The organism is Paracidovorax wautersii, assembly GCF_031453675.1.
Lineage (GTDB): Bacteria > Pseudomonadota > Gammaproteobacteria > Burkholderiales > Burkholderiaceae_C > Paracidovorax.
Window position 1 is genome coordinate 941,382 of record NZ_JAVIZX010000001.1, and the last position, 14,151, is coordinate 955,532.

At 70.4% G+C, this 14,151-nt stretch carries 13 protein-coding genes; 6 read left to right on the top strand and 7 right to left on the bottom strand.

The features are described 5' to 3' along the window. The first annotated feature begins 38 nt into the window (after nt 1–38). Entirely contained in the window at nt 39–371 is a 333-nt protein-coding gene (locus QE399_RS04330; protein ID WP_309826484.1) for a PsiF family protein, read from the top strand. A 255-nt stretch (nt 372–626) separates the two neighbouring features. Here QE399_RS04330 and QE399_RS04335 read toward each other — a convergent pair whose 3' ends face one another. Next, the gene (locus QE399_RS04335; RefSeq protein ID WP_309826486.1) at nt 627–1,082 is read right to left on the bottom strand and encodes a DUF2214 family protein; all 456 of its coding nucleotides are present in this window, start codon (nt 1,080–1,082) and stop codon (nt 627–629) included. Nucleotides 1,083–1,213: 131 nt separating this feature from the next. Between QE399_RS04335 and QE399_RS04340 the strand changes: the two genes are divergently transcribed. The 4 genes from QE399_RS04340 to QE399_RS04355 all read left to right on the top strand — a co-directional run bounded on the left by QE399_RS04340 (nt 1,214) and on the right by QE399_RS04355 (nt 5,414). After that, nucleotides 1,214–1,771 (top strand): sigma-70 family RNA polymerase sigma factor, encoded by a 558-nt coding sequence (locus tag QE399_RS04340; protein ID WP_309826487.1) that lies wholly within the window; start codon nt 1,214–1,216, stop codon nt 1,769–1,771. Next, nucleotides 1,771–2,829: a FecR family protein gene (locus tag QE399_RS04345; RefSeq protein ID WP_309826489.1), complete on the top strand. Its 1,059-nt coding sequence runs from the start codon at nt 1,771–1,773 to the stop codon at nt 2,827–2,829. Before QE399_RS04340 ends, QE399_RS04345 begins: the two co-directional genes overlap by 1 nt. A gap of 288 nt (nt 2,830–3,117) precedes the next feature. Further along, the gene (locus QE399_RS04350) at nt 3,118–3,810 is read left to right on the top strand and encodes a TonB-dependent receptor (protein WP_309826490.1); all 693 of its coding nucleotides are present in this window, start codon (nt 3,118–3,120) and stop codon (nt 3,808–3,810) included. Between the two features lie 35 nt (nt 3,811–3,845). Further along, nucleotides 3,846–5,414 carry a TonB-dependent siderophore receptor gene (locus QE399_RS04355; protein ID WP_309826492.1) on the top strand — a complete coding sequence of 523 codons (1,569 nt, stop codon included), beginning with the start codon at nt 3,846–3,848 and terminating at the stop codon, nt 5,412–5,414. Between the two features lie 244 nt (nt 5,415–5,658). Here QE399_RS04355 and QE399_RS04360 read toward each other — a convergent pair whose 3' ends face one another. Beyond that, complete coding sequence (locus tag QE399_RS04360; protein WP_309826494.1) at nt 5,659–7,008, bottom strand: dicarboxylate/amino acid:cation symporter; 1,350 nt, start codon at nt 7,006–7,008, stop codon at nt 5,659–5,661. A gap of 273 nt (nt 7,009–7,281) precedes the next feature. Here QE399_RS04360 and QE399_RS04365 point away from each other — a divergent pair, with 273 nt between their 5' ends. Continuing rightward, a complete protein-coding gene (locus tag QE399_RS04365) occupies nt 7,282–9,927 on the top strand; it encodes a hybrid sensor histidine kinase/response regulator (RefSeq protein WP_309831932.1) in 2,646 nt (881 codons plus the stop codon). 406 nt (nt 9,928–10,333) lie between these two features. Here QE399_RS04365 and QE399_RS04370 read toward each other — a convergent pair whose 3' ends face one another. The 5 genes from QE399_RS04370 to QE399_RS04390 form a co-directional block, all read right to left on the bottom strand. Continuing rightward, a complete protein-coding gene (locus QE399_RS04370; protein WP_309826496.1) occupies nt 10,334–10,978 on the bottom strand; it encodes a LuxR C-terminal-related transcriptional regulator in 645 nt (214 codons plus the stop codon). Between the two features lie 205 nt (nt 10,979–11,183). Continuing rightward, nucleotides 11,184–11,783 (bottom strand): DUF3016 domain-containing protein, encoded by a 600-nt coding sequence (locus QE399_RS04375; RefSeq protein WP_309826498.1) that lies wholly within the window; start codon nt 11,781–11,783, stop codon nt 11,184–11,186. Between the two features lie 334 nt (nt 11,784–12,117). Continuing rightward, complete coding sequence (locus QE399_RS04380) at nt 12,118–13,059, bottom strand: LysR family transcriptional regulator (protein ID WP_309826500.1); 942 nt, start codon at nt 13,057–13,059, stop codon at nt 12,118–12,120. Nucleotides 13,060–13,290: 231 nt separating this feature from the next. Then, nucleotides 13,291–13,455 carry a hypothetical protein gene (locus QE399_RS04385; protein WP_309826501.1) on the bottom strand — a complete coding sequence of 55 codons (165 nt, stop codon included), beginning with the start codon at nt 13,453–13,455 and terminating at the stop codon, nt 13,291–13,293. 229 nt (nt 13,456–13,684) lie between these two features. Beyond that, complete coding sequence (locus QE399_RS04390) at nt 13,685–14,074, bottom strand: DUF4124 domain-containing protein (protein WP_309826503.1); 390 nt, start codon at nt 14,072–14,074, stop codon at nt 13,685–13,687. Nucleotides 14,075–14,151: the final 77 nt, after the last annotated feature.

Here is a 14,151-nt window from a genome sequence, read left to right on the forward strand (position 1 = left end):
TCCGGGGCTGCTGTTCATCCCTACTGCAGGAGCATTACATGAAGAAACTGCTTTCCCTGATGACCGCCGCGGGCCTGGCCCTTTCGCTGTCCACCGCGACCCACGCTGCCGACGCCCCCGCGGCTGCGGCCTCTGCCCCCGCCAAGGCGCCCACGGCGCAGCAGAGCAAGATGACCGCCTGCAATGCCGACGCCAAGACCAAGGACCTCAAGGGCGACGAGCGCAAGGCCTTCATGAAGGAATGCCTCTCGGCCAACAAGCAGGAAAAACAGCAGGACAAGATGAAGACCTGCAACGCAGACGCCAAGACCAAGGCGCTCAGCGGCGACGCACGCAAGGCGTTCATGAAGGAATGCCTGAGCGGGAAGTGACATCCCCCTGAGGCGCTGCGCGCCTTCCCCCTTCTCTCGGCTACGCCGGGAAGGGGGACGCCGCCGGTGGCCGGGCGAAGCCCGTTCCACGGCGTCTGCTGGCATGACCTGCTCCGCGGCCTTGCGGCTCTGGGTGCACGCAAGTTGCCGGCGGATTTTGGCGGCGTCAAAGAGCGCAACGGGCATCAGCACTGCCCTTGGACTTGACGCCCCCACCTCCACCCTGCATGCCTCGCGCTGCAGGGTTTTCTTTTTTCAGCGGGTGAAGACGCCGCGCGCCAGGAACACGCCCAGCAGCGGAATGAGCACCAGCAGATGCGCCTCGATCATCACCAGGCGGCGCGTGCTGCGCAGGGCCGCTTCGTCCGGCAGGGCGCCGGTGGTGCGCAGGGCCTTGCGCCAGCGCAGAAAGCGCATGGTGGGCACGATGGACATCAGTCCGATCACGATGAACAGCGTCACTTTGGCGTGCAGCAGCGGCTGCGTGCCGTACCACGCCGCGCCCTTCATGCCCCAGACCACGCGGGCGGCGCCGGTGAGCAGTACCGCCAGGGCGGAGACGCCGTAGAGCAGGTCCACCCGCGCCAGGCGCTCGACCACGGCCGGGTTGATCCACTCCTTGCGGCACAGCGCCGCCTCACTGGCAAGGAAGGTGGCCATCATCAGGATGGTCAGCAAATGGGCATAGGCCAGCAGGGCTTCGGTGGTCATGGGCGCGGTTCTCGTGGGAGGGGGAATCGATGACAGGCGCGCATCCTAGCCCGGCCGTGCGGACGCGGCCAGGGGTTGGCATCAAGACGATAATGAAAACCATTCTTATCCATTATTTAGAATGCGGGACCATGCCGCCCCTGTCTTCCGCCACCGCCCCTGCCGAACCGATGCGACATGCACAGCAGCTGTATGCTGGGCACCATGCCTGGCTGCTGTCGCGCCTGCAGGCCCGGCTGCGCAACCTGGCCGAGGCGCAGGACGTGGCTTCCGAGACCTTCCTGCGCGTGTTGGCCGCACCCCAGCCCGTTGTGGTGCAGGAGCCCCGCGCGTTTCTCACCACCATCGCCAAGCGGCTGCTGTTCACGCTGTGGCGGCGCCGTGAGCTGGAGCGCGCCTATGCCGAGACCCTGGCACTGCAGCCGGAAGAGTTCGCGCACTCGCCCGAAGACCGCATCCTGCTGCTGGAAACGCTCGAATACATCGCCCAAACGCTGGACGGCCTGCCGCTCAAGGCGCGCCAGGCGTTTCTGCTCAGCCAAGTCGACGGACTGACGTACGCCGCCATCGCGCAGCAGCTAGGCATTTCCCAGAGCACGGTGCGGCGCCACATGGCCGAAGGCTTCCGCCGCATCGCGCGGGCGCTGGTGCGGCAGCAGGCCGGCGTCCCTCTGCCGTGCGTCGCGTGATGGCCGGGCGCTGCGCCGCTCCCGGCGACAGCGCGGCGGCGCTGGACGCCGCCACCGAGGCGGCTATCGGCTGGCTGGTGACCTTGGGCTCGGGCGAGGTGCAAGCCTGCGAGCGCCGCAGTTTCGAGCGCTGGCTGGCGGCCCACCCGCAGCACCGACAGGCCTGGAACGCCCTGAACCAGCCACTGGCACAGCTGCTGGACCCGTTGCGGCCCGCAGCGGCGGCCGCATCCGCATCCGCATCTGGATTGCACACCCCCGCCGCCGCACCGCCCGGCCGCCTGATGGGCGACGCGCTGGCCCGCGCGGAGGCGCGCACGCGGCGGCGGCGCCAGGTGCTGCTGCGCGGCGCCCTCGGCGTGGGCGGGGTGGCGGTGGGCGCGGCGCTGCTCGCCGACCGCTTTGCGCCGCTGGGCGGCTGGAGCGCGGATCTGCGCACCGCCACGGGTGAGCGGCGTGACTTCGCGCTGCCCGACGGCAGCACGGTGACGCTGGATGCGCGCTCCGCGGCCGACCTGCACTTTGCCGGCGGCCAACGCACGGTCGTCCTGCGCCAGGGGGCGCTGATGGCGCAGGCCGCGCCAGCGCGCCACGCGCCGGGCGGCGCGCCGTTCATCGTGCGCACCGCGCAGGGGCAGGTGCAGGCGCTGGGCACGCGCTTCGTGGTGCGGCAGGAGGTCACGCACACCCAGGTGGGCATGCTGGAGCACAGCGTCGCCATCACCACGCCGGCAGGAGACCGCCTGCAGCTGGACGAGGGCCAGAGCGCGCGCTTCGGCGGCCCCGGCGGCATCGAGCGCACGCCGCAGTCGCCAGTGGCCGCCAGCGCCTGGCAGCGCGGCATGCTGGAAGCCCATGACCTGCCGCTGGGCGAGGTGGTGCAGGCACTGCGTGCCTACCGCCCGGGTTTCATCCGCGTATCGCCCCAGGCGGCAGCGCTGCGCGTGTACGGCACCTACGCGCTGGACGACACCGACCGCGCCCTGGCCGCGCTCGCGGAGACGCTGCCGGTGCAGGTGCGCGTGTACCAGCGCGGCTGGCTGGTGCGCATCGAGTGAGCGCGAACAAAGGCAAAAGTGCCTCCCGCGCCCGATGGGAAAGCGCATGAAGCTATTCATTTGATAGCAAATCCGCCGGCGCGAAAAAAAGATGAACACTTTTCTTCGCCCGCGCGACAAGCCAGGGAGACCGCTTTTCATCCCTGTATCTGTCGAGAGAAACCGCATGCCGCTTCCCTGCCCCCTGCCCTTGCGCGCCCTGTCCATCGCCACCCTGCCTGCGCATTCAACGCCCAGGCCCAGTCCCCCGCCCCGTCGGCCCCGCCTTCCGCCGCCACCGCGCCGGCCGTGCGCAGCTACGACCTGCCCGCCCAGCCGCTGGGCAGCGCGCTGGCGCGCATCGCGGCCGACCAGGGCCAGCAGATCAGCATCGACGCCGAACTGGTACGCGGCCGCACCGCCCCCGCCGTGCACGGCAGCTACACCCCCGAGCAGGCGGCCCGCGCGGCCCTGGCCGGCAGCGGGCTGGCGCTGACGCATACCGGGCGCGGCAACTGGGGGCTTGCCCCTGCCCCGGCGCCCTCCGTCGCTATGCCTGCGGCACCCGCCACCGGCGCCCACGCCCTGCCGGCGGTGACGGTGTCCGGCAAGGCCGAGGGTTCGACCACGGAGGGCACGGGCTCCTACACCACCTGGTCCACCAGCAGTTCGACCCGGCTCAACCTGACCCCGCAGGAGACGCCGCAGCCCATCTCGGTCATCACGCGCCAGCGCATGGACGACCAGGCCCTCGTCGGCCTGAACGACATCATGGATGCCACGCCGGGCATCACCGTCAAGGCGTTCGGCGTGGGCGGCGACGGCCCGCAGATCTGGGCGCGCGGCGCCAGCATCACCAACTTCCAGATCGACGGCATCCCCAGCTCCACGTCGATGAGCAACTACCTGCAGAGCAGCGTGCTGTACGACCGCGTGGAAGTGGTCAAGGGCGCCACCGGCATGATGAGCGGACTGGGCACGCCGTCGGCCACCATCAACTGATCCGCAAGCGCCCCACGAAGGAGGCGCAGGCCAGCGTGACGGCCGAGGCGGGCAACTGGTCGCGCTACGGCACGGGGGCCGACCTGTCGCGCCCCTTGAACGACGACGGCTCCGTGCGCGGCCGCCTGGTGGCCGACTTCAAGCGCCAGGGCGCGTGGACGGACAACTACCGCCAGGACTACAGCGTGCTCTACGGGATCGTCGAGGCCGACCTGGGCCCGCGCACGCTGCTCACCGTGGGCGCCACGCACATCCAGCGCGACACGGACGCGCCGATCCGCGCCTTCCCCATCCTCTACGACAACGGCGTGCCCACCGGCGCCCGCCCTTCGGACGGCAAGGCGCCCGACTGGACCTATTACAACCACCAGCACGACAGCGTGTTCGGCTCGCTGGAGCACACCTTCGGCTCGGGCTGGAGCGCCAAGGCCGAGCTGACGCATGCGCGCTATACCTACGACGCCGTGATCGCCTCGCTCGGCGGCACCATCAACCAGGCCGGCACCGGCCTCTATGCGCAAAGCCCCCTGTGGGCCAACACGGCGCACCAGAGCAGCCTGGACGCCTACGTGACCGGGCCGTTCTCACTGCTCGGGCGCCGGCATGAGCTGATCGGCGGCGTCACGCTGTCGCGCGTGGCGCAGGACAGCCCCAGCTACCCTGTGGTGCGCCAGAACGTGCGCGGCATCTTCGGCTGGGCCGATCCGGTGCCAGCGCCCACGTTCCCGCAGACCGGCGAAAGCGAATCGACGGAATACCAGTACGGCGCCTATCTCAGCGCGCGCCTGCAGCTCAGCGACGCCACCAGCCTGCTGGCCGGCGGGCGCCTGACGAGCTGGAAGCGCGACACCCGCGGCCTGACCTACGCCAGCGGCGCGGTGACGCAGGCGCACGCCCGCGAGAACAGCGTGTTCATTCCGTACCTGGGCATCGTCCACGCGCTGAACGACACCTACTCGCTGTATGCCAGCTACACCAAGATCTTCCGCCCGCAGGACGCCGCCACGCTGCGCAACACCCTGAGCGGCGAGATGGCCCCGGAAGAAGGCGTGAGCTACGAGGCCGGCATCAAAGCCAGCTTCCAGGGCGGCGCGCTGACGTCCAGCCTGTCGCTGTTCCGCACCCAGCAGGACAACCTGGCGCTGTGGAACGCGGCCCTCTTCACGTATGAAGCCGTGAACGACGCCACCACCGAGGGCGTGGAGCTGGAGCTGAACGGCCAGCTCACGCCCGGCTGGCAGTTCGGCGCCGGCTACACCTACAGCGAAAGCCACAACCAGGCGGGCAAGCGCATCATGACGCGCATTCCGCGCAACACCGTCAAGCTGTTCACCACCTACCGCCTGCCGGGCGACTGGCACCGCCTCACGCTGGGCGGCGGCGCCAACTGGGAAACCCGCACGGGCGACCCGCTGGCCACCTACACGCAGAACAGCTACGCCGTGGTCAACCTGATGGCGCGCTACGAGGTGACGCCGCAGCTCACGCTGAGCGCCCACCTGAACAACGCGCTGGACAAGCGCTACTACGCCGCGCTGGCCGGCGGCTCGGGCATGTTCGGTGCGCCGCGCAACTTCATGCTGTCGATGAAGTACAGGTTCTGACCGGCGCCGGGCGCCCCGCGGTGGCACGGCGGGGCGGCGGGCATGCAAAAAAGTGAGCAGCCAGCGCTTGATAGGAATTGATTTCAACTAAAAAAGCATTTGAAACCTATATCTGACAAGCGCTGGCTGCTCTTTATTTTGACGACGCATGGCCACCGCGCAAGCGTCGCCCCACCCCAAGAAAAAAGCGGTGCGGCCCCGAAGGTCCGCACCGCCTTTGGCAGTGGACAGGTCGTGCGGCCGATCAGGCGGGCGTGGCGACCGGCGTGGCTTCTTCCGCCACGGTCACGGGCAGGGGCAGCGGCTCGCCGTTCAGGGCGGCATCCAGGCGCTCGTGGTCCAGCGCGTTTTCCCAGCGCGAGACGACCACGGTGGCCACGGCGTTGCCGATGAAGTTGGTCAGCGAACGGCACTCGGACATGAAGCGGTCCACGCCCAGGATCAGCGCCATGCCGGCCACGGGCACTTCGGGCACCACGGCCAGGGTGGCGGCCAGGGTGATGAAGCCGGCGCCGGTCACGCCGGCTGCGCCCTTGGACGACAGCATGGCGACCAGCAGCAGCGCGATCTGGTGGCCCAGCGTCAGGTGCGTGTCGGTGGCCTGGGCGATGAACAGGGCGGCCAGCGTCATGTAGATGTTGGTGCCGTCCAGGTTGAACGAGTAGCCGGTGGGGACCACTAGGCCGACGACGGACTTCTTGCAGCCGGCGCGTTCCATCTTCTCCATCAGCGACGGCAGGGCCGACTCGGACGACGACGTGCCCAGCACCAGCAGCAGCTCGGCCTTCAGGTACTTGATGAGCTTGATGACCGAGAAGCCGCAGGCACGGGCCACCGCGCCGAGAATGACCAGCACGAACAGCAGCGAGGTGATGTAGAACGTGGCGACCAGTTCGGCCAGGTTCAGCAGCGAGCCCAGGCCGAACTTGCCGATGGTGAAGGCCATGGCACCGAAGGCGCCGATGGGCGCGGCCTTCATGACGATGTTGACCAGCTTGAACACCGGCACCGTCAGCGATTCCAGGAAGTTGTACACCGGCTTGCCGGCGTTGCCCGACAGCGCCAGCGCCACGCCGAAGAGCACGGCCACCAGCAGCACCTGCAGGATGTTGTCGCCCACGAAGGGGCTGACCAGCGTCTTGGGAATGATGTCCATGACGAAGCCGGTCAGGGTCATGTCGTGCGACTTGGCGACGTAGGAACTGACTTCCTTCTGGTCCAGATCGGCCGGGTTGATGTGCATGCCGGCGCCCGGCTGCATCACATTCGCGACGATCATGCCGATCACCAGCGCCAGCGTGGAGAAGGTCAGGAAGTACGCCATGGCCTTGCCGAACACGCGGCCCACGCTGCTGAGCTGCGTCATGCCGGCGATGCCGGTGACGATGGTCAGGAAGATCACCGGGGCGATGATCATCTTGATCAGCTTGATGAACGCGTCGCCCAGCGGCTTGAGCGCGGCGCCGTAGGCGGGCTCGAAGTGGCCGAGCAGCACGCCCAGGATGATGGCGACCACCACCTGGAAGTACAGCTGGCGGTAGAACGGCAGGGGCAGCCGCGGGTGGCGGATGTCCGCGGTGGGAATGGCATGCATGGGGCAGTCTCCTGGATCGGGGTGAGGCACCACCAGGGTGCTTCGAGGGTGCCGGTTGTACTGCTGGCCGCCGCCGGGGCCGATAACCTATTGGTATTAGCCGCCGCGGCGCCCCTCGGGGCGCGCGCGCCCACCTAGGGAAAGCCCTAGGGTGCTGCGGCCTGCCAAGGGCCGACGCCCGCCCCGTTCACCCGCCTCGCGGACAATCGCCCGGTGCGCGCGCCCTCCACCCACCGACGGAATTTCTGGACCCTGCTCATCCTGCTGGGCGGCATGGCCGGCTGCATGCTACTGGCCGGGCAGCTGGCCTGGCGCCACTCGCTGCACGAGGAAAGCGAAACGGTGCAGCGCCAGCTGGCGCTGTACGGCCAGACGCTGGGCCAGCGCATCGACCGCTACCGCACCCTGCCCGAGGTGCTGGCGCTCGACGAGCAACTGCGCGACGCCCTGCGCCGCCCCCTGCCCGCGCAGGAGGTGGACCGGCTCAACCGCAAGCTGGAGCAGGCCAACGGCGCCAGCCAGTCGTCCACACTGACGCTGATCGATCGCCAGGGCCAGGCCGTGGCCGCCAGCAACTGGCGCAGCGCCACCAGCAACGTGGGCGTGGACTACAGCTTCCGCCCCTACGTGCAGCAGGCGCTGGCCCAGGGCAATGGCAGCTTCTACGGCATCGGCGTGACGACCGGCGAGCCGGGGTACTTTCTGTCGCAGGCCATCCGCGACGAGCAGGGGCGCACGCTGGGCCTGGTGGCCATCAAGATCGCACTGCAGGAGCTGGAGCGCGAGTGGCTGCAGACGCCCGACATCGTGCTGGCCTCCGACGCCCACGGCGTGGTGTTCCTCGCCAGCCAGGACGACTGGCGCTACCGCCTGCTGCAGCCCCTGACCGACGCCGAGCGCAACGAACTGAGCAGCACGCGCCAGTACGCCGACCAGCCGCTGCGCCCGCTGGAGTTCCGCGTGGCCGAGCGGCTGGACGACGGCGGGCGACTGGTCACGCTGCAGGCCCCCGCCCTGCCCGGCCGGGTGCTGTGGCATACGCAGCCGCTGGAGGGCACGGCCTGGCGGCTGCACCTGGTGCACGAGACGCACAGCAGCGTGGCCGACAGCCGCTGGGCGGCCGCGGCCGGCGCCGGCGGCTGGCTGGCCGGCGGCCTGCTGGTGCTCTTCATCCGCCAGCGCCAGCGCCTGGCCCGCCTGCGCCAGCGCAGCCGGCAGGAGCTGGAGACGGTGCTGCAGCAGCACGCGCAGGAGCTGCGCACGGCGCAGGACGGCATCGTGCAGGCCGCCCAGCAGGCGGCGCAGCAGACCGACATGGGGCTGTCGCGCAGCCTGGAGCACCTGCCGCAGGGCGTGGTCATCATCGACGCCGACCTGAAGCTGGTGGCCTGGAACTCGCGCTACGTGCAGCTGTTCCGCTACCCGGCCGATCTGATGGTGGTGGGCCAGCCCATCGAGGATCTGCTGCGCCACAACGCGCGCCGCGGCCTGCTGGGGCCTGGCCCGGTGCAGGAGGCCATCGACCGGCGCATCGCGCACCTGCGCAGCGGCACGCCGCACCTGCACGAAAGCGCCAAGGACGACGGCACGGTGCTGGAGATCCGCGGCAACCCGCTGCCCGACGGCGGCTTCGTCACCAGCTACGCGGACATCACCAGCTACAAGAACGCCGCGCGCGAGCTGCGCTCGCTGGCCGACGCCCTGGAGCAGCGCGTGGCCGACCGCACGCGCGACCTGGACGCCGCCCGCCAGGAGGCCGAGCGCGCCAACCGCTACAAGACGCGCTTCGTCGCCGCCGCCGTGCACGACCTGCTGCAGCCGCTGAACGCGGCGCGCATGTTCACCTCGCTGCTGCGCAGCCACCTGCAGGGCGAGGCGGCGCAGCGCGCGGCCGACAGCATCGACGGCGCGCTGGCCTCGCAGGACGCCATCCTCAACAGCCTGCTGGACATCGCGCGCATGGAGTCGGGCCAGCTGGAGGTGCGCGTGCGCGACGTGGCGCTGGGCCCGCTGCTGCAGGTGCTGGGCCACAACTTCGGCGTGCTGGCCGAGCGGCGCGGGCTGCAGCTCGCCTGCGTGCCCACGCGCTGCGTGGTGCGCACGGACGAGAACCTGCTGCGGCGCATCCTGCAGAACTTCGTCTCCAACGCCATCCGCTACAGCCGGCGCGGGCGCATCGTGGTGGGCTGCCGCCGCGACGGCCCGGACCATGTGCGCATCGAGGTGCACGACCAGGGGCCGGGCATCCCCGAGGCATTGCAGCGCGAGATCTTCGAAGAGTTCCGCCGCCTGGACGAAGGCCGCGACGACGACCGCGGCGCCGGCCTGGGCCTGGCCATCGTCGAACGCCTGGGCCGGCTGCTGGGCCACCCGATCGGCCTGCGCTCGCAGCTGGGGCGCGGCAGCGTGTTCTGGGTGCGCGTGCCGCTGGGCGACGCCGCCGCCGTGCGGCACATCGGCTCGGCGCCCGCTTCGGCGGAGTCCACCACGTCCTCGTCTCTGGCGTCATCGGCGGCGACCGTGCAGGAGGACGACGCGCCCCTCCACGGCAGCAGCGCCTGGGTGATCGAGGACGACGCGCCCACCTGCGCCGCCACGCGCGCGCTGCTGCAGCGCTGGGGCTGCCAGGTGCCGCTGGCCGGCGGCGCACAGGAGGCGCTGGACCAGGCCCGTCCGGGCGGGGCACCGCAACTGGTGCTGCTGGACGTGCACCTGGGCCCGGGCCTGCACGGGCCCGAGGTCTATGCCCAGCTGTGCCAGCGCTGGGGACAGTCGCCGGCCGTGATCCTGGTCACTGCCGAGCGCGACGCCACCCTGCGCCGCCAGGCCGCCGAACGCGGCTGGGGCTTTCTGGCCAAGCCCGTGCGTGCACCGGCGCTGCGGGCGCTGATGAGCCAGACGCTGCTGCGGCTGAAGTAAGGAACATCCCCCTGAGGCGCTGCGCGCCTTCCCCCTTCTCTCGCCTGGCTGCGCAAGGCGGGAAGGGGGACGCAGCCAGCGCGGCGGGGCGGCCCTTGCGCGGCTGCCGCCGGGGTGGGCCGCGCCCCTGCACGAACTGCGCTCCAGGATATCCGCCCCGCGAGGGAGTCCGTCTGCAGCAGCATCTCCCGTTTCCCCTGAAGCGCTGCGCGGCGTCTGCTGGCCTGGCCTGCTCCGCGGCCATGGGACGAGGAAGGCCGTCGTGGTTCCGGGCGCCCGGCTCCGTGGCTCGCTACCGGGACTGCAGCCTGGAACCCGGAGCGCCGCCAGAGCTATGCATTCGATAGCTACCTGCCCTGGATACACAAGGTCTGAAGGGCGATTTCACCCCATCACCCTGCCGCCGTCAGGCAGAAGCCCCGTCCTCCGTCTCCAGACTCTTGACCAGCACGGCGGCCTGGGTGCGGCTGTAGCACTCCAGCTTTTTCAGGATGGCGGTCACGTGCACCTTCACCGTGTTCTCGGCCAGGCCCAGTTCGTGGGCGATCTGCTTGTTCAGCAGGCCGTCGGCCAGGCACAGCAGCACGCGGAACTGCTGCGGCGTGAGCTGGGCCAGGCGGGCGGCCAGCTCGGCGTCGGCCTCGGAGCGCTCGGCCGCCATGGGCGGGAACCAGCTGCCGCCGTCCAGCACGGCGGCGATGGCATCGCCCATGGCGTCGGCCGGGGCCGACTTGGGGATGAAGCCGGCGGCGCCGAACTGCTGGGCGCGGCGGATCACGCGCGGATGATCGTTGGAGGAGATCACCACCACGGGTAGCTGCGGGTACTCGCCCCGCACGTGCAGCAGGGCCGAGAAACCGCGCGTTCCCGGCATGCTCAGGTCCAGCAGCACCAGCTCCACCTCGGGGTGCTCCTGCAGCGCCGTGCCCAGCGTGGCGGCGCTGGCCGCCTCCAGCGTGCGGAACTGGGGCAGGCGCTCGCGCAGCACATGCAGCATCGCAGCGCGGAACAGGGGATGGTCGTCGGCGACCAGGAGCGTGGGCTCGGACATAGCCCGCAGTCTGCCACGCCGCAAGAGGTATGGATCAGGAGGCCCGGCGGGCAAGGGGCTGCGGCTGCAGATGCGGCTGCGGCTGGCGGGGGTGCAGGCAGGCCATGGCTCGGCCGGTGCGCACAGCGCAGCGATGCAGACCGCGCGGCGCCCTGCCGTGGTGAACGACTCCGCGCCGTTTGCTTCCCGGTGGCAGGCAGAGCCCTCAGCCCTTGCGCGGAAACTCCGTGCGCACCCAGTCGTCCACCAGCGCCTTCTCGTGCGCCAGCGGGTCGCTGCCGCGCGCGCCGGGCCGCATCAGAAAGCTGGCGTCGCGCAGCTGGCGCCGGCCCTGGCGCAGCACGCGGCCGTCGGCAGCCAGCAGCTTGAATTCGAGGTCGATGCGCGGCGGGTAGATGTCGCGCACGATGCGCACGTCCGCCGCCTGCGGGCCGCGCCAGGGCTCGAAGCCGCCGGCGCGCTGGACGTCGGTGAGGTGCACTTCCAGCCGTTGCCCCTCGGGCAGGCGCGGCGCGGCCTGGTCGGCCAGGTGCAGGCTGAGGGCGTCCAGCCAGGCCTTGCGCGCCTGCGCGCTCTCGCGCTGCGGGGCATTGCGCGCATCGCTGAAGCGGGCGGGGTCGGCATAGGTGACGCTGACGATACCGGCGGGTACGCCGCCCGGGCCCTCTCCGGCGGGGCCTGCGAGCGGCGCCTCGGGCGCCTGCGTGGCGCAGCCGGCCGCCAGGCAGGCCAGGGCGGCGCCCAGCGCGCGCCGCCACCAGCGCGACAGCCCCGGCCAAGCGGGGGAGATCGTCATCGTCGTCATGGGCTGTCCTCTCTTCCTTGGTTCATTTCTTGTGCTGGCGCGGGGGCGCGTGCCTTCTGGGCTGCGTCAGGGCCTGTTCACACTATTTTTGCCAGTGCGAAGGCCTCCCCCGCCAGGCCAATCTAGACGCGTGACGACGCCAAGGCCGGGGCCTTGGCTAGGAACGCAACGACGAGTGGCCTGGCGAGGGAGGCCTTCCCTTCGGGTTGCGATGCCCACGGGCCATCCGCGGCGTTGCCAAGCCTCGCTGGGGCCGCACCCCAGCTTCGTTTGGCGCCTAGCGCCTGGCCCATGGGCAACGCAACGCATCTGGCAAAAATAGTGTGAACAAGCCCTAGGCCATCAGCTCGCCGGGCGGCCGGCGCCAGAACGCCGGCTGCGCGTAGTGGTGCTTGAGGTAGTCGATCCACAGCCGTACGCGCAGCGGCAGGTGCTTGCGCTGCGGGAAGACCACGTAGATGCCGTTGGGCGGCGCGGCAAACTCTTCCAGCACCGCTACCAGGCGGCCGGCGGCGATCTCGGCCTCCACCTCCCAGGTGCTGCGCCAGGCGATGCCCCAGCCGCCCAGGCACCAGTCGTGCAGCACCTGGCCGTCCGAGCAGTCCAGCGGCCCGCCAGGCTTGAAATGCATCACCTCCGCCGCGCCGTGCTCGCCCGGTACGCGAAACGCCCAGCCGCGTGTCTGCGAGGCGTCGCTCGACAGCGTGAGGCAGTCGTGCTGGGCCAGCTGGTTGGGGTGGGTGGGCACGCCGCGCCGCTCCAGGTAGGCCGGCGTGGCCACGCACAGGCGCCGGTTGTCGGCGATGCGCACGCTCACCAGGGCGGAATCCGGCAGGTCGCCCACGCGCACCGCGCAGTCGAAGCCCTCGCCCGCCAGATCCACCACGCGGTCGCTCAGGTTCAGGGAGATGGTGACCTCGGAATGCAGGTCGCGGAACAGCGGCACCAGCGGCGCCACGTGCCGGCGCCCGAAGCCGGCGGGCGCGGTGATGCGCAGATGCCCCGTGGCCTTCACGCCGCCGGCGGACACGCTGGCCTCGGCGTTGGCCACGTCGGACAGCAGGCGCTGGCAGTCCTCCAGGAAGGCGCTGCCCTCGTGCGTGAGGCTGATGCGCCGCGTGGTGCGCACCATCAGCTTGACGCCCAGGTGCTCTTCCAGCGCGTCGAGCCGCCGGCCCATGATGGCCGGGGCCACGCCCTCGGCCTTGGCGGCGGCGGTGAGGCTGCCGCGGGTGGCAACCGACACGAACGATTCAAAGGCCTTGAGCTTGTCCATGGCCGCCGATTATGCGGATGGAAGTCACGGATACCTACGGGTTACCAACGGATTGCGGACGTAGGATTCGAAGCCAAATAGGCCTCTTGCGCTGATACATCAAGCGCATCCAGCTATCAAAAGCAGAGTGCCCGGCCCGCAAGCCCCGCCGGGGGACACACGCCGGTGAGCCGCAATTGAGCGCGGCCTTCCCCAGGGCAGCAGATGCGGGCCCGGCAGCGGCCCGAGGCGTCAGCGCGTCGTGGCGCCGTGGCCGTAGGCGGGCGGCACCACGATGACGCGGGCCGGCTCCTGCATCAGCGGGGTCTGGGAGCCGCAGGCCGCATTGATCTGGGTGATGGCGGCGTTCACGCGCAGGCGCTTCTCTTCCTCGGAGATCGTGCGGATGCTGCTCACGAACTGCAGCTCTTTCTGCGCGCTCTTAGAACGTGTTGACGATCTCCCAGGGGTCGCGCAGCGGTGTGGGCGGGATGGGATGCAAGGCGCGGTGCGCAGTGGATAGCCTTTGCTATCCACCAGCGCCGCAACGCCGCAGACCGCCCGCCCACACCGCTGCCCTTCGGGTTGGAGCGAAATCGGGCGATTGAACGCCCCGGCTGCTTGCATGGGCACGAGTCCATGCGGCTCACCCGGAGCATCCACTCATCCCGATTGCGCTCCAACGCGACCCCTGCGAGATCGTCAACACGTTCTTACAGGCCCGTGAGTCGCTGGGCAGGGGCGCCGCCGCGGCGCTGCGCTCGGGCACGGTCGACAGCACGTCCTGCCGCAGGCGCTCGGCCGTCCGCTCACGGGCCTGCCGGTCGTTGGCCGCGGCGGCCTGGGCGCGTTCCTGCTGCAGTTCTTCGGGGCTCTTGTGCCGCTCGATGAGGCGGCCGGTCTGGCCCTCGCTGCAGGGCGCATCGGAATACACCGTGGCACCCGAGGCCGTGCTGCAGCGGTGGACCTGGGCCTGCGCCACCGGGCCGGCCAGCGCCCCCAGGGACAGGCACAGAAGCAGGATATGTCTCTTCATGGTTCAACCTCCGTACCGCCATGGTAGAGGCACGGCCCTTCCCCACCCTGACGCAGCACAACCGTCCGCTGGCGCAA